The sequence below is a fragment of the Aureimonas sp. AU20 genome (genome assembly GCF_001442755.1).
GTDB lineage: Bacteria > Pseudomonadota > Alphaproteobacteria > Rhizobiales > Rhizobiaceae > Aureimonas.
This window is the reverse complement of record NZ_CP006367.1, coordinates 230,904-248,819: the sequence shown is the minus strand read 5'-3', so window position 1 is coordinate 248,819 and position 17,916 is coordinate 230,904. Positions and strand designations below refer to the sequence as shown.

Below are 17,916 nucleotides of genomic sequence, written 5' to 3'. Positions count from 1 at the left end.
AACAAGGGCCGGAGGACGATCGAATGGGTGCTTTCAAGCATATCGACGTGACGCAGGCACAACCCGTTCGGCTGCGGCAGCCGTTCGGCGTCCGCATCAAGCTCGGCCGCCCCGCCCCCTTCGATCCGCTGGCTCCCGTGCTCGGTCGCCTCTGCGAGCTGGAGGTGCGCCTGGCGCGCTCGCGCGCCGAGCTGCGCGAGGCGCAGCAGCTGCGCTACAACGTCTTCTACGAGGAGATGAGCGCCAAGCCCACCGCCTTCCAGCGGATGACGCGGCGCGACCGCGACGGCTTCGACAAGTTCTGCGACCATCTTCTCGTCATCGACACGACCCGGCCCGCCGGCTCGCGCATCGTCGGCACCTATCGCCTCCTGCGCCAGGAAAAGGCGGCGCTGGCCGGCGGCTTCTACACGGCCGGCGAATTCGAGATCGACGCCCTGGTCGGCCGCCATCCCGGCGCGCGCTTCCTGGAGCTCGGCCGCTCCTGCGTGCTCAAGAGCTATCGCGGCAAGCGCACGGTGGAACTGCTCTGGCAGGGCATCTGGGCCTATGTGAAGCAGCACCGGATCGACGTTCTGTTCGGCTGCGCTTCGCTGAGCGGCACCGATCTCGCCGCGCTGGAAGCGCCGCTCGCCTTCCTGCGCGACCACGCCCCGGCGCCGGAGGAATGGCGCGTCGCGGCGGTTTCGGGTCGGCGCGCCCGCGTCGGCTCCACCGTCGCCTGCCTCGACGCCAAGCGCGCGCTGGGCGGCCTGCCGCCGCTTCTCAAAGGGTATCTGCGCCTCGGCGGCTATGTCGGGGAGGACGCGGTGGTGGATCACCAGTTCGGCACGACGGATGTCTGCGTCGTGGTGCCGGTGAAGAACATCAACCCGCGCTACATCCAGCATTTCGGCGCCGAAGGCACGCGCTTCGCCGCCTGAGGACGCGTCGCGTCGCATGCCGGCATCTCGTATCGCTGGCGGCATGCGGCGCTTCGGCAAAGGGTCTGGCCTCGCCGGTCTGGCGGCGGGGTCGCTCGGCTTCGCTCCGCGCCCTTCTCCTTCGCACCGTTTCTTTGCCGGCAAAGGATCATGTTCCCGCCTGGGCGTGGGTGCGGCCCCAGAGGCGCGAGAGGTTGCTGGCACGGGCGAGACCCGTGTGACACGTCTGCGGTCCACCGTCACTTTCCTGCAACGCACTGTAACGCCCCTGTCATCGGCGCGCGCTAGCCCATCCCCTCAAGCGCGGCGAAGACTCCATCGCCGGCCGATAGGAGGTGATCGATCCGATGCGTCTTCCGCTAGCCTGCCTCGCCCTGCTCGCCACTCTCGGCTCGGCCCGGGCGGAGTACGTCATCTCCGCCTATGGCGGATACAATTTCTCCTTCGACAGCACGGTGGACGTGGCCAACGCGCCCTCGACGCGCCGTCTCGACGTCGAGTGGGACGGGCGCACCTTCGAAAGCGGCGCGCCCTTCTACGGCGTGCGCGCCACGGCCTGGGCAAACGATCTCGGCCACCCGCATTGGGGCGTGGCGCTGGACTATGCCCATGCCAAAGTCGCCGCCGATCCGCTGCCGATGGGCGTGCAGACGCTCGAATTTACCGACGGGCTCAATCTCCTGACGATCAACGCGCTGTATCGCGCCGATCCGATGGGCCGCCTCACGCCCTATGCCGGGCTCGGCGCGGGCGTCGCCATTCCGCATGTCGAGTATCAGGAAGCGGGAGGCCCACGGACCTTCGAATATCAGGTGACCGGCCCGGCCGTTCAGGCGCTGGCCGGCGCGGACGTGAGCGTGACCGACTTTCTCTCCGTCTTCGGCGAGTACAAGCTGAGCTACAGCCACAACGAGGCAGACCTCAAAGGCGGCGGCTCGCTCGAAACCGACATCCTTACCAACCAGATCGTGCTGGGGGCGAGCTTCCGCTTCGGCGGCTGATCGGCGGGTCTGTTCACGCCAGTCTTGGGGAAGGGCGGAGCCGAGCCCCGCCCGTCCCTTTGTGTCGAATGTCTGCGGTCAGTCGACGCGCACGATGGAGCGGGTCGCCATGTCGACGATCACCGGCCGGCCCTCATAGTAGAAGTAGCCGTAGTCCTTGGTGCCCTCGATGGCGGCGAGCTGCACCTGGGCGGGAACCGAGGCGCCGAGCGTCGGCGCGAGGCGCAGCGACACGTCCGGCACGGGATGGTCCACGGCGAACTGATGGGCGTTCACCGGCGGCGCGGTCTGCGCCGAGGCGCCCTGGGCGGCGAATGCGAGGCCGATGGCCAACACCATGCCCGCCAGACGCGCTCCGTTCCCTGTCTTCATCATTCTCGTACTGCCTTTCACGCGGCGCTGCCCGAGCGCTTGGGTCCGTGCGGTGCATCATAGGGGGCATGACCTGTGATGCCAACGCGGGGCGGGCGGGGAGAGCGCTTGCCGGTCTCGTTGCCCCTTTTCTAGGGCGCGCGCACTGAATGGCGCCTGAACGCGGGGGCTGGCTTGTGGATTTCGGGCGCAAGCCCCGGCGCCCGGCCAGCGCGGCTTTCCCTGGGCGCCGGAAAACCGCTAGTTTGCCGGAATGCTGGACATGATCCGACCCGACCCCGCCGCCCGCCCCAAAGATCCCGCCACGGGCGGCGCGGCCTTGCCCGAGGCATTGCCGGAGACGAGGGGCGAGGGCGGCGCGCCGACGCCGATGATGGCGCAGTTCCTGGAGATCAAGTCGCGCCATGCCGACTGCCTCCTGTTCTACCGCATGGGCGATTTCTACGAACTGTTCTTCGACGACGCGGTGGAGGCCTCGCGCGCGCTCGGCATCACGCTGACCCGGCGCGGCAAGCACGAGGGCGCCGATATTCCGATGGCCGGCGTGCCGGTCGTCTCCTCCGACGACTATCTCGACAAGCTGATCGCCCAAGGCTACCGCGTCGCCGTCTGCGAGCAGGTCGAGGACCCCGCCGAGGCCAAGAAGCGCGGCGGCAAGTCGGTGGTGAAGCGCGAGGTCGTGCGCCTCGTCACCCCCGGCACGATCACCGAGGAAACGCTTCTGGAGCCCGGCCGGCCGAACTTCCTGGCCGCGCTCTCGCGGGTCGGCGGCGAGAGCGGGCAGGTCGCGCTCGGCTGGACCGACCTTTCCACCGGCCAGTTCCGCATCGCCCCGTCCGCGCCGGACCGGATATTCGCCGACGTGGTGGCCCTGGAGCCGGCCGAACTGGTGGTGCCCGACGGCCTGCGCGAGGACGAGACGCTGCAGCCGCTCCTGCGCCGGCTGGGGCGGCGCGTGCGCTTCGAGCCGGCGAGCCTGTTCGACGCCGCCACCAGCGCCGAGCGGCTGCAACGCTTCTTCGGCGTCTCGACGCTGGACGGGTTCGGCGCCTTCGGCCGCGCCGAGCTTTCGGTCGGTGCGGCGCTTCTGTCCTATCTCGAACGCACGCAGCTGAAGGCCCGCCCGCCGCTGGAGCGGCCCGAGCGGGTCGAGGCCGGCTCCTTCATGGTGATCGACCCGGCGACGCGGGCGAGCCTCGAGCTTTCGCGCACCGTGTCCGGCCGGCGCCAGGGCTCGCTTCTGGCGACGATCGACCGCTGCGTGACGGGCGCTGGCTCGCGCCTTCTCGCCAGCCGCCTCGCCTGGCCTCTGACCGACCCCGCCGCCATCGCCCGGCGGCAGGACAGCGTCGCCGGCCTCCTGGCCGACCCCGCGCTCGCCGCCGAGCTGCGCGCCGCCTTGAAGGGCCTGCCCGACACCGAGCGCGCGCTGTCGCGTCTGGCGCTCGACCGGGGCGGCCCGCGCGATCTTGGCGCCGTGGCGGAAGGGCTGGAGCGGGCGAGCGTCATGGCCGAGCTTCTGAGCGAGGGGGAGCTGAGCTGGGAGCTTATGGAGGCCGGCCGCTCGCTCGCCGCCCTGCCGCAAGCGCTTCGCTTCCGCCTGCGCGCCAGCTTGCGGGACGAGCTGCCGCTGCAGCGGCGCGACGGCGGCTTCATCCGGGCCGGCGCCGATGCGGCGCTGGACGAGGCGCTGGCGCTGCGCGACCATTCCCGGCAGGTCGTGGCCGATCTCCAGGGCCGCTACTGCGCGGAAAGCGGCATCCGCTCCCTAAAGATCCGGCACAACAACGTGCTGGGCTATTTCGTCGAGGTGCCGGAAGCTCACGGCGCCTCGCTGCTCGCGCCCGACAGCGGCTTCTCGCATCGCCAGACGCTCGCCTCCGCCATGCGCTTCACCACGGTGGAGCTATGCGATCTCGAAACCCGCATCGCCCAGAGCGCGGCGGAGGCGCTGCGCATCGAGCTCGCCTTGTTCGATGCGCTGCGCGGCGAGGTGCTGGGGGCGACCGAGGCCCTGCGCGCGGCGAGCGCGGCTCTGGCGCTGGTGGACGTGACCGCCGCGCTGGCGGACCTCGCCGTGGCGGGCGATTGGGTGCGCCCTGTGGTGGACGCAAGCCTTGCCTTCCAAGTGGAGTGCGGGCGCCATCCCGTGGTGGAGGCGGCGCTGAAGGCGTCCGGCGGCGGCCAGTTCGTTGCCAACGATTGCGATCTCTCGCCCCCCGCCGGCACGGGCGCCAAGCGCGAGGCCGGCGCCATCTGGCTCATCACCGGCCCGAACATGGGCGGCAAGTCCACCTTCCTGCGCCAGAACGCGCTGATCGCCGTGCTGGCGCAGATCGGCTCCTACGTGCCGGCCACCAAGGCCCATATCGGGGTGGTGGACCGCCTGTTCAGCCGCGTCGGCGCCTCGGACGATCTGGCGGAGGGCCGCTCCACCTTCATGGTCGAGATGGTCGAGACGGCGGCGATTCTGAATCAGGCGAGCGAAAGGACGCTCGTGGTGCTGGACGAGATCGGCCGGGGCACGGCGACCTATGATGGGCTCTCCATCGCGTTTGCGGCGGTGGAGCACCTGCACGAGGTGAACCGCTGCCGCGCGCTCTTCGCGACGCATTTCCACGAGATGACAGCGCTCGCCGCGCGGCTGAAGCGGCTCGCCAACGTCACCGTGCGGGTGAAGGAATGGGAGGGAGAGGTGATCTTCCTCCACGAGGTGACGGCCGGCGTCGCCGACCGATCCTACGGCATTCAGGTGGCGCGGCTCGCCGGCCTGCCGCCGGCCGTTCTGGAGCGCGCCCGGCAGGTGCTGACCCAGCTGGAAAAGAGCGAGCAGGGCGAAAAGCGCACCGCTTTCATCGACGATCTGCCGCTCTTCGCCGCGCTCAACCGCCGGCCGGCCGAGGCCGAGACGCCCGCCGCGCTGAAGGCATTGGCGGAGGTGGACCCGGACGCGATGAGCCCGCGCGAGGCGCTGGAGGCGCTTTATCGCCTGAAAGCCTTGGCGGCGAAGCCCGCCAAGGGCTGACGCACGAAGGGGCTCGTAGCCGGCTGACCGTTCGCAGGGCTTGGGAGGCAGCCATGCGGGAACGCGGGCGCGGCCCCGCCGATTCCCTTTTCGACAAGCCGGCCCGGCCGGCGAACGGAAAAGGATGGCACCGCATGTCGAACTTCCCCGCCCAGCATCAGGACAACGAGCCCGGCCTCGAGCACGAGATGAACCCGCGCCCGGACTACGCACCCCGCTTTCCTAGCTCCGGCCGGCTGGCGGGCAAGGCGGCGGTCATCACCGGCGGCGATTCCGGCATCGGCCGCGCCACGGCCGTCCTCTTCGCGCGCGAGGGGGCCGATGTCGCCATCGTCTATCTCGACGAGGATCGGGACGCCGAGGAGACGAAGCGCCTGATCGAGGCCGAGGGGCGCAAGGCCCTGCTCATCCCGGGCAACGTGCGCTCCAAGAGCTTCTGCAAGCAGGCGGTGGACAAGGCCGCGGCCGAGTTCGGCAAGCTCGACATCCTGGTCAACAACGCCGCCCATCAGGAGGAGGCCGAAGACCTTCGCGACATCAGTGAGGAACAGCTCGCCAAGACCTTCGAGACCAACATCTACGGCTATTTCTACATGACGCAGGCCGCGCTCGACCATCTGAAGCCCGGCGCCGCCATCGTGAACGTGACCTCGGTGAACTCCTACAAGGGCAACGACACGCTGATCGACTATTCCTCCACCAAGGGGGCGATCACGGCGTTCACCCGCTCCATGGCCGCCAATCTCGTAGAAAAGGGCATTCGCGTGAACGGCGTCGCGCCCGGCCCGATCTGGACGCCCTTCATTCCCATGTCGATGGATGCCGAGAAGGTGGCGAGCTTCGGCTCCCAGGTGCCGATGAAGCGCGCCGGCCAGCCCAACGAGGTCGCCTCGGCGCTCCTGTTCCTCGCCTCCGAGGACGGGTCCTATTTCACGGGCCAGGTGATGCATCCGAACGGCGGTACGATCGTCGGCGCCTGACCGGCCTGTTCGCGCGCGCCGGCGGGGTCGGATGGCAGGGCGAAGCCGTTAAGCTTTTGACATGTCGGGAAATGCACTATAGCGCGAACCACCCGACGAGAAGGCGACGCCATGACTGCGCAACCGATCCTGTCCAGCCGCGAACGGCCGACCCGGTCGGCGCAAGCCCGGCAGGTCGCCTCGTCCCAGACCGATCTGCGCGCGGGCGAGATCGTCGACGGCGAGGCGTTGCGCGCGGCGCTGAAGGTTCTGGACACGGACGAGACGGGCACGGGCGCCAACCGGGCGGAGGCGCGGGCCGAGGTCCTCGCCATTCTCAAGCGCGTCAACGCCGAAGGGCGCAAGGCCGCCGAACGCCTCCTGTTCGAGGATGGCGGCGGTCTTCTCTGCGCGGCGCGCATCTCGCATCTGCAGGACGAGCTGATCCGCGCCGTCCACGACTTCGCCCTGCACCATGTCTTCGGCTCGCCCAACCTTTCGGCGGGCGAGCGCATGGCGATCTGCGCTGTCGGCGGCTATGGGCGCGGCACGCTGGCGCCGGGCTCCGACATCGATCTCCTGTTTCTCCTGCCCTACAAGCAGACCGCGCTGGGCGAGCAGGTCGCCGAATATCTGCTTTATCTCCTCTGGGACCTCGGGCTGAAGGTCGGCCATGCCACGCGCTCGGTGGAGGAGTGCGTGCGCCTTTCGGCCGAGGATTTCACCATCCGCACCGCGCTTCTGGAGCGCCGGCTGATCTGCGGCGACAAGGCCCTGTTCGAGGATCTCGGCCGGCGCTTCGACGCCGAGGTAACGGCGGGAACGGGTCGCGCCTTCATCGCCGCCAAGCTCGCCGAGCGCGACGTGCGCCATCGCAAGTCCGGCGACACGCGCTATCTCGTCGAGCCCAACGTGAAGGAGGGCAAGGGGGGCCTGCGCGACCTGCACACGCTCTTCTGGATCGCCAAGGATCATTACCGCGTCGACACGCGCGAGGAACTGGTGGCGGCCGGTGTCTTCTCCCGGCGCGAAGCGCGTCTGTTCGAGAAGGCCGAGGATTTCCTCTGGGCCGTGCGCTGCCACATGCATTTTCTGACGGGCAAGCCGGAGGAGCGCCTGTCCTTCGACCTTCAGCCCGAGATCGCCTCCCGGCTCGGCTACACGTCCCATCCCGGCCTGACGGATGTCGAGCGCTTCATGAAGCACTACTTCCTGATCGCCAAGGACGTGGGCGATCTCACCGGCATCTTCTGCGCCGCGCTGGAGGAGGAGAACGCCAAGGACGCGCCGGGCCTGCGCGGCCTCGTGCGCTCCTTCCGCCGCCGGGCGCGGCAGATTCCGGGAACGCTGGCCTTCCTCACCGACAATGGCCGCATCACGGTGGCGAACCGCAACGTCTTCACCGACGATCCGGTGAACCTCCTGCGCCTGTTCAAGCTCGCCGCCGTTCACCAGCTGGAATATCACCCGGACGCGCTGAAGCTCGTGCGCCGCTCGCTCCGGCTTCTGGACGGCGCGGTGCGGATCAACCCCGAAGCCAACAGCCTGTTTCTGGACGTGCTGACTGACCGGCACAATCCCGAGTTGCACCTACGACGCATGAACGAGGCCGGCGTGCTCGGCCGCTTCATCCCCGAGTTCGGCAAGATCGTGTCGATGATGCAGTTCAACATGTATCATTCCTACACGGTGGACGAGCATCTCTTGCGCACCGTCGCCTGCTTCTCGCGGCTGGAGCATGGCGAACTGGCGAGCGAGCTGCCGATGACCAGCAGCTTCGTGGAGACGATCCGCGACCGCGTTCCGCTCTATGTCGCGCTTCTCCTGCACGACATCGCCAAGGGTCGGCCGGAGGATCATTCCGTGGCCGGCGCCGAGATCGCCGAGGAGCTTTGCCCGCGCCTCGGCCTCGACGGGCGCGAGACCGAGCTCGTCGCTTGGCTGGTGCGCGAGCATCTGACCCTTTCCATGACGGCGCAGCAGCGCGATCTGACGGACCGCAAGACGATCCGCGACTTCGCCGAGCGGGCGCAGACGCTGGACCGGCTGAAGCTCCTCACCCTTCTCACCGTCTGCGACATCCGCGCCGTCGGCCCCGGCGTCTGGAACAACTGGAAGGGCCAGCTCATCCGCACGCTCTACGCGGAAACCGAGCTGATGCTGACCGGCGGCTATTCCGAGACCTCGCGCCGCCAGCGCGCCGATTACGGACGGCGCGAACTGGCCGAGCGGCTGAAGGACTGGCCGGAGGAGCGGCGCGCGGCCCGCGTCGACCAGCACTACGACAATTACGTCCTCACCGTCCCGCTGGACGATCAGGTCCGCCACGCCGAGTTCATCGAGGCGGCCGATCGGGACGGGCGAAGCCTTTCCACCGTGGCGCGCACCGACAAGTTCCGCGGCGTCACCGAGATCACGGTGCTCGCTCCCGACCATCCCCGCCTTCTCTCGCTGATCGCGGGTTCCTGCGCGGCGGCCGGCGCCAACATCGCGGACGCGCAGATCTTCACGATGACCGACGGGCGCGCGCTCGACATCGTCACCATCAACCGGGACTTCGCCGAGGATGCCGACGAGCTGCGCCGCGCCGAGCGCATCGCCAAGACGGTGGAGTCGCTGTTGAACGGGCGCGAGGCCATTCCCGCGCTGCTCGCCCGCCGCCGCCCGGCCCGCTCCACCAAGAGCTTCGCCGTGGAGCCGCGCATCGACGTGCGCAACGACCTGTCGAACCGCCTCACCGTGATCGAGGTCGAGGGTCTCGACCGGCCGGGCCTCCTGGCCGATCTCACGGGCGCGATCTCGGACCTGTCGCTCGACATCCGCTCCGCCCACATCACCACCTTCGGGGAAAAGGTGGTGGACGTGTTCTACGTCACCGACCTCCTGGGCCTGAAGATCATCGGCGAGGGCCGGGCGGATCGCATCCGCCGGCGGCTCCTCGCCGTGTTCGACAGCCCGGAGGGCGAATTGTCCTCCGCCACCGCCAAGCCCTCGCCGGTCGCCTTCGGAATCGTTCCTTGAGCCTGTTGAAGAAGTTCGCCACGGTCGGTGGCGCGACGCTGATTTCCCGCGTCTTCGGTTTTACCCGCGAGATGATGATGGCCTCGGCCCTGGGCGTCGGCCCGGTGGCGGACGCGTTCAACCTCGCCTTCCGCTTTCCCAACCTGTTCCGCCGGCTCTTCGCGGAAGGGGCCTTCAACGCCGCCTTCATTCCGCTCTTCGCCCGCTCGCTGGAGGAGGAGGGGGAGGACGGCGCGCGGCGCTTCGCCACCGAGATCTTCTCGACCCTCTTCACCGTCCTTCTCATCGTCACGATCGCGGCCATGGTCTTCATGCCGGCCCTGGTGAAGACGATCATCGCGCCGGGTCTTGCCGCCTGCATCGACGATCCGCAGACGCTCGGCCAGCAGATCAGCTGCGAGGAGCGCTACGCGATCACGGTCGCCTTCTCGCGCATCATGTTCCCCTATCTCGCCTGCATGTCGATGATGGCGATGGTGTCGGGCATTCTCAACGCCTTCCGCCGCTTCTTCGCCGCCGCCGCCGCGCCGACCATCCTCAACTTCGCGCTGATCGGCGTTCTGGCCTGGTGCTGGTGGCAGGGCTCGAGCCAGCAGACGATCGGCTTCCTGATGAGCTGGGGCGTCCTGTTCGCGGGCGTCGCGCAGCTTCTCATGGTGACGGTCGCCATGCGCATGGCCGGCTTTTCCGTCGCGCTGCACCGACCGCGCTGGACGCCGGCGCTCAAGCGCCTCCTGATTCTGGCCGGCCCCGCCGCGCTGATCGGCGGCATCACGCAGATCAACCTTTTCGTCGGGCAGGCCATCGCCTCCTACAAGCCGGGCGCCGTGTCGATCCTGCAATATGCCGACCGACCCTATCAGCTGCCGCTCGGCATGGTGGGCGTCGCGATCGGCGTCGTGCTCCTGCCCGAGCTCGCCCGCGCGCTGAAGGCCGGCCGCGCCGAGGAAGCGCAGCACACGCAGAACCGCTCGCTGGAATTCGCCCTCTTCCTCACCGTGCCGGCGGCAATCGCGCTCTACGTCATGCCCGAGCCGATCATCCGCCTGATCTACGAGCGCGGCGCCTTCCTGCCCGAGACGACGCACGAGGTCGCCGCCGTGCTCGGCCTCTACGCGCTCGGCCTGCCCGCCTTCGTGCTCATCAAGGTCTTCACGCCGGGCTATTTCGCGCGCGAGAACACGCGCGTGCCGATGATCGTGACGGGCCTTTCGGCGCTCGCCAACACGATCCTCTCCTTCGTGCTGTTCTGGTTCTATGCCGAGCAGGGCATTGCCCTCGCCACCACGCTCGCCGGCTGGCTCAACGCCTGGCTTCTCTTCGAGGGCCTGCGCCGCCAGGGTCTCTGGCATGTCGACACGGCGCTGGTGAAGCGCTCGTTGCTCGTGGTCCTGTCGGCGGCGGCCATGGGCGGCGTGGTGCTGGTGATGATGCGCCAGCTCTCGCCCTATCTCGCCACGGGCGCCGGGGCCCACATCCAGGGGCCGGCGATCCTCGCCATCGTCGCCGTCTCGATGGTGGTCTATTTCGGTTTGGCGCTCGCCACCGGGGCGGCGGACCGCGGCATGGTGCGCAATCTTCTGAAGGGCCGGCGCTCCAAGCGTGCCTGAAGCACCGGCCTCTCGCTCAGGTTCTTAGTCGCGAAGCTCGGCGGGCACCTGTCCGCCGTTCTCGGCGAGCTTCTTCATCACCGCCTTGTGCAGCCAGGTGTTCATCGCCGCCGAGTCGCCGGTGTCGCCGGTATAGTGCAGCTCCTCCGCCAGTTCCTTGCGGGCGCTCAGGCTGGAGTCGATGTCGAGCAGCTTCAGAAGATCGACGATCGAATGGCGCCAGTCGAGCGGCTGGCCGGCCGCCTTGGCCTTGCCCTCCAGGATCGCCGCGACATCCACCGAAGCGCTCGGCGCCTGCGAGGCGCCAGCGCCAGCGCCGGCCGGCGCGGTGGCGGGAGCGGCCGACGTGGCGGGCGCCGAAGCCGGAGCGGCGGGGGCCGAAGAGGGGGCAGGCTGCGGGGCAGCCGGCGCGCCGCCCGTGGAGGCCGAAGCGCCGCCGGCCGGCGCCGGGCTCGGTGCGGCAGGGGCGGGCGCTGGCTCGGCGGCCTCGGCGCTGCCGAAGATCTTGTCCCGGATGCGATCGAAAAAGCCCATGTCGTCTCTCCTCGTGAAAATGGGGGCCTCGGGCGGGTCTCCCCGCGCCGGGCATGCAAGGGAAGACGCGATGCCGCAGCCCTTGGTTCCGCCGAAACCCCGTCTCGGCCGAGCCTTGGAGATTGTTTGACACCTCGGCGGGGGAGGGCCGCTGAGTGATCTTGCGACGATCGTGAGACGCCAAGTGCAGTCGAGGCTGATGCCTTGGCTTGCCCATTCGCGGCGAGGTGACCGGGCCAGAGACTGAGGGCAATTGACCCCAACCGGTTCCGTCCCGGCTTCTGCGCCCAACCCCAGCGCCCTCTCGGCCGGGCTCGCGCGGCGCGCGGCGCTTGCGGGCGGAGCTTCGCTTCGCCATAAGCGCGGCCAACGGGCCGGCGCTTGGCCCCTTTGTCTGCGGAGCTTTGCCCATGGCCGATTTCAAGCCTCTCGTCTTTTCCGGCATCCAGCCGACCGGCAATCTCCATCTCGGCAACTATCTCGGCGCCATCCAGAAATTCGTCGCCCTGCAGGAAACGCAGGACTGCCTCTTCTGCGTCGTGGATCTTCATGCCCTGACCGCGCAGCTGGTGCAGGACGATCTCGCCCAGCAAACGCGCGAGATCGCCGCCGCCTATCTCGCCGCCGGCATCGACCCCAAGCGCCACATCGTCTTCAACCAGAGCGCCGTCGCCGGCCATGCCGAGCTCGCCTGGGTGTTCAACTGCGTCGCCCGCATCGGCTGGATGACGCGCATGACCCAGTTCAAGGACAAGGCCGGCAAGGACCGCGAGAACGCCTCGCTCGGCCTGCTCGCCTATCCCAGCCTCATGGCCGCGGACATCCTCCTTTACCGCGCCACCCACGTGCCCGTGGGCGACGACCAGAAGCAGCATCTCGAGCTCACCCGCGACATCGCCACCAAGTTCAACCACGACTTCTCCGCCCGCATCGAGGCGCAGGGCCTGGGTGTGCCCATGGCCATGGGTGAGCAGACCGTGAACGGCTACTTCCCGCTCGCCGAACCCCTGATCGAAGGGCCGGCGACGCGCGTCATGAGCCTCAAGGACGGCTCCAAGAAAATGTCGAAGTCGGACCCGTCCGACCTTTCGCGCATCAACCTCACCGACGACGGCGAGACCATCGCCCGCAAGATCCGCAAGGCCAAGACCGACCCGGACGCGCTGCCCTCCGAAGTCCCCGGTCTCGCCGGCCGCCCGGAGGCCGACAATCTCGTCGGCATCTATGCCGCCCTCACGGATCGCTCCAAGGCCGATATCCTCACCGAGTTCGGCGGCCGGCCCTTCTCCGAGTTCAAGCCCGCGCTCGCCGATCTCGCCGTTGATAAGCTCGCCCCCATCGCCGGCGAAATGCGGCGCATCCTCGCCGACCCCGCCGAGATCGACCGCGTCCTCAAGGACGGTGCCGACCGCGCCCGCGCCATCGCCGACCGGACGCTCGCCGACGTCAAGTCCATCCTCGGCCTGCTGGGCTGAGTGGGGCGGAAGCGGGATCGGCGGGGGCGCTGCCCCCGCACCCCTGCCAGGGGAAATGATTTCCCCTGGACCCCTCTTTCTCTTGGCTTGTGTCCCTGATCCGGAAGGGCCGCCGGCCCTTCCGGATCAGGGAAAAGGTCCCAAAAGAAAGGAAGGGTCCGGGAAGTCATTCCCGGACGGGGCTCGGGGCGGTAGCCCCGCCCATCTCCCGCATCCGCCCGGCTTGCCGGCCGGCGGCGGGGCTGGCATGGTCGCGCCATGGTATCCAAGCGACTCGGGCGTGACGCGGGCGGGCGGCGCAAATTTCTGGCGATCATCGACGAGACGCCCGAATGCGGGCGGGCGGCGGCCTATGCGGCGCGGCGCGCCAAGGCCAGCGGCGGCGCGGCGGTGTTTCTCTATGTGATCGACGCGGCGGATTTCACGCAATGGCTGGGCGTCGGCGACATCATGCGCGCCGAAGCGCAGGAAGAGGCGGAAACGCGCCTGTCGCGGGTGGCGGAGGAGGTCCGCACCGAGGTGGGCATCGAGCCCGAGACGATCCTGCGCGAGGGGCAGACGGCGGACGAGATCCGCGCCCTGATCGAGGCGGACCGCGAAATCGCGATCCTGGTTCTGGCGGCGGGCGAGGCGGCGGACGGGCCGGGGCCGCTGGTCTCGGCCGTGGCGGGCTCGGCCTCGGCCTTTCCGATCCCGGTGACGATCGTGCCGGCGACGCTGACCGACGAGGAAATCGAAAGCCTCTGCTGAGAAGCGAGAGGTGGGCTCAGTCGCTCCCCGCCTAGTTGCTTTGCGCCTCGATGATCTCGGCCCTCGCGGCGAAGGTGCCGTGCGTCTGCGGCTTGACGAAGAGCGTGGTGATCTCGGGGTGTTCGGCCTGGATGGCCGTTTCGATGCGGCGCACGCAGGCTTCGATTTCGGGTGCGGTGAGCGCGTCCTCGAACTCGGCGCTGAGGGCGGCGACGATCTGGGTCGGGCCGAGATGCACGGTGACGACGCCGTTGGCGCTGTGGATGCCGGGGTCGCGCTCGGCGATCGCGAGGATGGCGGCCTGCGTGGCCGGCGCGGCGGCCTCGCCGATCAGAAGCCCCTTGCTTTCGCGCGCCAGGAACAGGGCGGTGGCGGCGAGGACGAGGCCGATGCCTACCGAGGCGGCGCCGTCGAGCCAGGGCATGTCCAGAAGCTGCGAGAGAAGAATGCCCGTGAAGGCGATGGCGAGGCCGATCAGCGCCGCGCTGTCCTCGAACAGGACCGTGAAGGTGGTGGGGTCCTTGGAGCGTTTCACCGCCTCGATATAGCCGAGTCGGCCTTTGGTGACGCGGAACTCCTTGAGCGCCACGAACCAGGAGAAGCCTTCGAACAGGAAGGACAGGCCGAGCACGATATAGTTGACCATCGGGTTTTCGATCGGCTCGGGCGCCAGCATGTGCTGGACGCCCTCGTAGATCGAGACGCCCGCGCCGAGCGCGAACACCAGAAGCGCGACGATGAAGGTCCAGAAATAGAGCTCGCGCCCGTGGCCGAGCGGATGCGTGCGGTCGGCGGGCCGGGCGGCGCGGCTGAGACCATAGAGGAGCAGCAGCTCGTTGCCCGTGTCCACCAGCGAGTGGACGCCCTCGCTGACCATGGCCGAGGAGCCGGTGAAGCCGGCTGCGACGAACTTGGTGACGGCGATCAGAAAATTGCCGGCGAGCGCGGCATAGATGACCACCTTCGACCCCGACGACGCGCCGGATGGCGATGGTCCCGAATGTGAAGCCATGTCGGCCCAGTCCCCCTGTTCGACCCCCGCCTGTGTCGGGGAAAGGCGCGGCGGGGCGGCTTCGTTGCGTGGCATCCGCAAAAGAGGCCGATCCGGTGGACGGTGCGGACAGGCCCGCACGGGGTCTGTGCGCTTGCGGCGCGGGGCGCGGGGGCTTATCTCCAGGACAACGCTTGCTCTTTGCCCCGTTTCTCCCAGATCGGACGCCCGCCATGTTCATCCAGACCGAATCCACGCCCAATCCGCAGACCTTGAAGTTCCTGCCCGGCCGGGTGGTTCTGGAAAACGGCACGGCCGAGTTCCTGGAGCCGGCCGAGGCGGGCGCGCGCTCGCGGCTCGCCGGCAAGCTCATGGCGGTCAGCGGCGTCACCGCCGTCTTCTTCGGCTACGACTTCATCACCGTGACCAAGGACGCGACGGACTGGGCTCATCTCAAGCCCGCCATCCTCGCCGCGATCATGGAGCACTTCCTGTCGGGCGAGCCGGTCATGGCGCCGACGGCGGCCGGCGGCGCGCTGGCGTCGGACTCGGGCGAGGAGTTCTTCGAGGAGGGTGACGAGGCCGTCGTCTCCACGATCAAGGAACTGCTCGACACGCGGGTGCGCCCGGCCGTGGCGCAGGACGGCGGCGACATCACCTTCCGCGGCTTCCGCGACGGCGTGGTCTTCCTGAACATGCGCGGCTCCTGCGCGGGCTGCCCGTCCTCCACCGCCACGCTGAAGCACGGGATCGAGAACCTGCTGCGCCATTTCGTGCCGGAAGTCGAAGCCGTGGAAGCGATGGAAGCGGCCTGATCCGAGGCCATCGCATGGGCAAGGACCTGCTTCTGGCGATCGACACCGCCAACGAGCGCTGCTCCGCCGCGCTGCTTCGCCTGTCGGACGGCACGTTCGCGGCCATCCGCGAGGAGGAGATCGGGCGCGGCCATGCCGAGCGGCTGATGGGCGTGATCGAAGAGGTCCTCACTGAGGCGGGTGCGGACTGGAGCGAGATCGGCAAGCTCGCCGTCTGCATCGGGCCGGGCTCGTTCACCGGCATTCGCGTCGGCGTCGCCGCCGTGCGCGGGCTGGAACTCAGCCTCGGCCTTCGCGCCGTCGGCATCTCGACGCTGGAGGCGCTGGCCGAGCCCGAATGGGGCGAAGGGCCGGTTCTGGCTGTCCATGATGCCAGGCGCGGCGAGCTTTATGCCGCGCTCTTCGCGCAAGGCGGAGACCCCTTGCTGACCCCGGAAGCGGTGACGCCGGAGGCGCTCGGCGCTTTCATCGGCGCGGTTGGTGCGGGCCTGCGCGTCGTCGGCACGGGCGCGGAGATCGCGCGCGAGGCGCTGGGCGCGGGCGCGGCGTCCTTCCTGCCGGACCGGCGCTTCGCCTCGCTCGCCGCTCTGGCGCGGCTCGCCGCTCGGCGCGAGCCCGGCGCCCCGCCGCTGCCGCTCTATCTGCGCGGCGCCGACGCCAAGGCGCAGACGCCGCTCGGCCTGCGCGCGGCGGCTCAAGCCTGAGCTTGGGCCTGAGGCTGGCCCGAGCCTGACGCAAAGACGCACTAGCGGATCTGCCTTCATCGGCAGCATAATGATGCGGAAAGGGGCGAGGCGCAGAATGGACGCCCGACCTCTTCTCGGAGAGAAGCATGTACTGGTATCTCCCCCTCGCCTGGACCCTGTCCTTCTGGGACGGCCTTCTCGGCCCCTCCGGCTACGTGGCCATGCCGCTCGGGCTGGACGATCTCGACGAGGCCGCCGAAATCCATTCGGAAGCCTTCACCCAGTCCTGGTCGGGCGACGAGTTCGCCTCGCTCTTGGGGCAGGGGGGCACGTTCGGCTTCATCGTGCGCGCCGAAAACAACCACACGGCGGTGGGCGTCGTCCTGGCGCGCCTCACGGTGGACGAGGCCGAAATCCTCACCATCGCCGTGGACAAGGCGGCGCGCGGCAAGGGCATCGGCCGCCTTCTCATGGACAACGCCCTGCAATATCTCCACGCCGAGCGCGCCGCCTCGCTGTTCCTCGAAGTGGAGGAGACCAACGCGGCCGCTCTGGCGCTGTATCGCCGCCTGCGCTTCGAGGAAGTGGGCCGTCGCCCCGCCTACTACGCCGGACCGGACGGCACGCGCACCAGCGCCCTGATCCTGAAACGAGCCCTGCGTGACTGAAGCGCGCCTCGGCGAGCCGGTCCTACCGGTGAGCGAACCCGCGCGACGGCGCGATCCGCTCGGCACGCTGCGCCTCGTCTTCATCGCCTTCGTTCTTGCAGTGATGACCGTCGTGCTGGGACCCTTGCAGATCCTGGCGATCCGTCGCGGCTGGCCGCTCGCGCGCCGGCTTCCCTTCGTCTGGCACCGCGTCGCCGCGCGGCTGATCGGCCTGCGCCTCCACATTTCCGGCGCGCCCGCCGAGGGGCGCCCGCTGCTGATCGTCGCCAACCACCAGTCCTGGGCCGACATCGTGGCGCTCGGCGCCGTCATGCCCCTGTCCTTCATCGCCAAGAGCGAGGTTGGCACCTGGCCGGTCTTCGGGCTTCTCGCCAAGCTGCAGCGCACCACCTTCGTCGAGCGGGAAGCGCGCGGGCGCACCGGCGAGCAGGCCGACGCGATCGGCGAGCGGCTGAACGCCGGCGACGCCATGGTTCTGTTTGCGGAAGGCACGACCTCGGACGGCAACCGCGTCCTGCCCTTCAAGACCGCCCTGTTCGGCGCCGCGCAGGCCTCGCTCCGCCGCTCGGGCAAGGAGGCGGTCTCGGTTCAGCCGGTATCGATCGCCTATACCAAGGCCAACGGCATGGCGATGGGCCGTTATGGCCGCCCGCTCGCGGCCTGGCCGGGCGACGTGGAACTCGGGCCGCATCTCCTCGCCTTCCTACGCGAAGGGGCGGTGGATGCCGAAATCCGCTTCGGCGAGCCGATCCTCTTCGATGCCAAAAGCGACCGCAAGGCCGTCGCCCGGCGCTGCGAAACCGTGGTCTCGGCGCTGCTTCTGCGCAGTCTGCGCGGCTGCGACGAAAGCATCCGTTAGAGGCAAAGCGTCGTTTGCCGAGAAACCCGGCTTGCGCGCTCCCCCCCGCCGGCTGATATAGAAGGGAAGGCAAGAAGGTTGGCTGCGCGTTCCGGTTGGGGCGGCGCGGCTCGCAAGGTGCCGTGTCGGACCCCGTCGGGACAGGATCCTTTCGGACATCAGGATCGGCGGGGCCGCGATAGAAGCTGGCCGGGGCGGTTTCGCCTCAGCTTGCATCACGAAGGACG

Annotated in this window: 15 protein-coding genes; 12 read left to right on the top strand and 3 right to left on the bottom strand. The window is 69.1% G+C overall.

Translation table 11 applies throughout. From position 1 onward, the window contains the following. Window positions 1-23 precede the first annotated feature (23 nt). Together M673_RS01105 and M673_RS01100 are read left to right on the top strand one after the other, a co-directional pair. Window positions 24-923: a GNAT family N-acetyltransferase gene (locus tag M673_RS01105; RefSeq protein ID WP_061972945.1), complete on the top strand. Its 900-nt coding sequence runs from the start codon at window positions 24-26 to the stop codon at window positions 921-923. 347 nt (window positions 924-1,270) lie between these two features. Further along, entirely contained in the window at window positions 1,271-1,924 is a 654-nt protein-coding gene (locus M673_RS01100) for an outer membrane protein (RefSeq protein ID WP_061977519.1), read from the top strand. A 78-nt stretch (window positions 1,925-2,002) separates the two neighbouring features. Here M673_RS01100 and M673_RS01095 read toward each other — a convergent pair whose 3' ends face one another. Then, a complete protein-coding gene (locus M673_RS01095) occupies window positions 2,003-2,299 on the bottom strand; it encodes a DUF1236 domain-containing protein (protein ID WP_061972943.1) in 297 nt (98 codons plus the stop codon). Window positions 2,300-2,558: 259 nt separating this feature from the next. Between M673_RS01095 and mutS the strand changes: the two genes are divergently transcribed. The 4 genes from mutS to murJ all read left to right on the top strand — a co-directional run bounded on the left by mutS (window position 2,559) and on the right by murJ (window position 10,911). Beyond that, the gene (gene mutS, locus M673_RS01090; RefSeq protein ID WP_374755561.1) at window positions 2,559-5,321 is read left to right on the top strand and encodes a DNA mismatch repair protein MutS; all 2,763 of its coding nucleotides are present in this window, start codon (window positions 2,559-2,561) and stop codon (window positions 5,319-5,321) included. A gap of 134 nt (window positions 5,322-5,455) precedes the next feature. Beyond that, window positions 5,456-6,301, top strand: a complete 846-nt coding sequence (locus M673_RS01085; protein WP_061977516.1) for an SDR family oxidoreductase — start codon at window positions 5,456-5,458, stop codon at window positions 6,299-6,301. Window positions 6,302-6,412: 111 nt separating this feature from the next. Beyond that, on the top strand, window positions 6,413-9,301 hold the full coding sequence (locus M673_RS01080; protein WP_061972941.1) for a [protein-PII] uridylyltransferase: 2,889 nt from the start codon (window positions 6,413-6,415) through the stop codon (window positions 9,299-9,301). Next, a complete protein-coding gene (murJ, locus tag M673_RS01075; protein ID WP_061972939.1) occupies window positions 9,298-10,911 on the top strand; it encodes a murein biosynthesis integral membrane protein MurJ in 1,614 nt (537 codons plus the stop codon). Before M673_RS01080 ends, murJ begins: the two co-directional genes overlap by 4 nt. Before the next feature lie 24 nt (window positions 10,912-10,935). On the opposite strand, the gene M673_RS01070 is transcribed toward murJ, so the two are convergent. Continuing rightward, window positions 10,936-11,445: a DUF3597 domain-containing protein gene (locus tag M673_RS01070; RefSeq protein ID WP_061972938.1), complete on the bottom strand. Its 510-nt coding sequence runs from the start codon at window positions 11,443-11,445 to the stop codon at window positions 10,936-10,938. A gap of 410 nt (window positions 11,446-11,855) precedes the next feature. Between M673_RS01070 and trpS the strand changes: the two genes are divergently transcribed. Next, complete coding sequence (gene trpS / locus M673_RS01065) at window positions 11,856-12,920, top strand: tryptophan--tRNA ligase (protein WP_061972936.1); 1,065 nt, start codon at window positions 11,856-11,858, stop codon at window positions 12,918-12,920. 258 nt (window positions 12,921-13,178) lie between these two features. After that, on the top strand, window positions 13,179-13,670 hold the full coding sequence (locus M673_RS01060; protein ID WP_061972934.1) for a universal stress protein: 492 nt from the start codon (window positions 13,179-13,181) through the stop codon (window positions 13,668-13,670). A gap of 31 nt (window positions 13,671-13,701) precedes the next feature. On the opposite strand, the gene M673_RS01055 is transcribed toward M673_RS01060, so the two are convergent. Then, on the bottom strand, window positions 13,702-14,682 hold the full coding sequence (locus M673_RS01055; protein ID WP_061972933.1) for a cation diffusion facilitator family transporter: 981 nt from the start codon (window positions 14,680-14,682) through the stop codon (window positions 13,702-13,704). A 212-nt stretch (window positions 14,683-14,894) separates the two neighbouring features. Between M673_RS01055 and M673_RS01050 the strand changes: the two genes are divergently transcribed. The 4 genes from M673_RS01050 to M673_RS01035 all read left to right on the top strand — a co-directional run bounded on the left by M673_RS01050 (window position 14,895) and on the right by M673_RS01035 (window position 17,689). Continuing rightward, on the top strand, window positions 14,895-15,476 hold the full coding sequence (locus tag M673_RS01050) for a NifU family protein (RefSeq protein WP_061972931.1): 582 nt from the start codon (window positions 14,895-14,897) through the stop codon (window positions 15,474-15,476). Between the two features lie 14 nt (window positions 15,477-15,490). Continuing rightward, window positions 15,491-16,180, top strand: a complete 690-nt coding sequence (tsaB, locus tag M673_RS01045) for a tRNA (adenosine(37)-N6)-threonylcarbamoyltransferase complex dimerization subunit type 1 TsaB (RefSeq protein ID WP_061972930.1) — start codon at window positions 15,491-15,493, stop codon at window positions 16,178-16,180. 203 nt (window positions 16,181-16,383) lie between these two features. Further along, window positions 16,384-16,830 carry a ribosomal protein S18-alanine N-acetyltransferase gene (gene rimI / locus M673_RS01040; RefSeq protein ID WP_374755562.1) on the top strand — a complete coding sequence of 149 codons (447 nt, stop codon included), beginning with the start codon at window positions 16,384-16,386 and terminating at the stop codon, window positions 16,828-16,830. A gap of 103 nt (window positions 16,831-16,933) precedes the next feature. Continuing rightward, complete coding sequence (locus M673_RS01035) at window positions 16,934-17,689, top strand: lysophospholipid acyltransferase family protein (protein ID WP_061977513.1); 756 nt, start codon at window positions 16,934-16,936, stop codon at window positions 17,687-17,689. Window positions 17,690-17,916: the final 227 nt, after the last annotated feature.

Coding starts and splice junctions, on each gene's coding strand:
- M673_RS01085 (WP_061977516.1), top strand. CDS start 5,456: ATGTCGAACTTCCCCGCCCAGCATCAGGACAACGAGCCCGGCCTCGAG.
- M673_RS01055 (WP_061972933.1), bottom strand. CDS start 14,682: ATGGCTTCACATTCGGGACCATCGCCATCCGGCGCGTCGTCGGGGTCG.
- M673_RS01105 (WP_061972945.1), top strand. CDS start 24: ATGGGTGCTTTCAAGCATATCGACGTGACGCAGGCACAACCCGTTCGG.
- M673_RS01050 (WP_061972931.1), top strand. CDS start 14,895: ATGTTCATCCAGACCGAATCCACGCCCAATCCGCAGACCTTGAAGTTC.
- rimI (WP_374755562.1), top strand. CDS start 16,384: ATGCCGCTCGGGCTGGACGATCTCGACGAGGCCGCCGAAATCCATTCG.
- trpS (WP_061972936.1), top strand. CDS start 11,856: ATGGCCGATTTCAAGCCTCTCGTCTTTTCCGGCATCCAGCCGACCGGC.
- M673_RS01095 (WP_061972943.1), bottom strand. CDS start 2,299: ATGATGAAGACAGGGAACGGAGCGCGTCTGGCGGGCATGGTGTTGGCC.
- tsaB (WP_061972930.1), top strand. CDS start 15,491: ATGGGCAAGGACCTGCTTCTGGCGATCGACACCGCCAACGAGCGCTGC.
- M673_RS01035 (WP_061977513.1), top strand. CDS start 16,934: ATGACCGTCGTGCTGGGACCCTTGCAGATCCTGGCGATCCGTCGCGGC.
- M673_RS01080 (WP_061972941.1), top strand. CDS start 6,413: ATGACTGCGCAACCGATCCTGTCCAGCCGCGAACGGCCGACCCGGTCG.
- M673_RS01070 (WP_061972938.1), bottom strand. CDS start 11,445: ATGGGCTTTTTCGATCGCATCCGGGACAAGATCTTCGGCAGCGCCGAG.
- M673_RS01060 (WP_061972934.1), top strand. CDS start 13,179: ATGGTATCCAAGCGACTCGGGCGTGACGCGGGCGGGCGGCGCAAATTT.
- M673_RS01100 (WP_061977519.1), top strand. CDS start 1,271: ATGCGTCTTCCGCTAGCCTGCCTCGCCCTGCTCGCCACTCTCGGCTCG.
- mutS (WP_374755561.1), top strand. CDS start 2,559: ATGATCCGACCCGACCCCGCCGCCCGCCCCAAAGATCCCGCCACGGGC.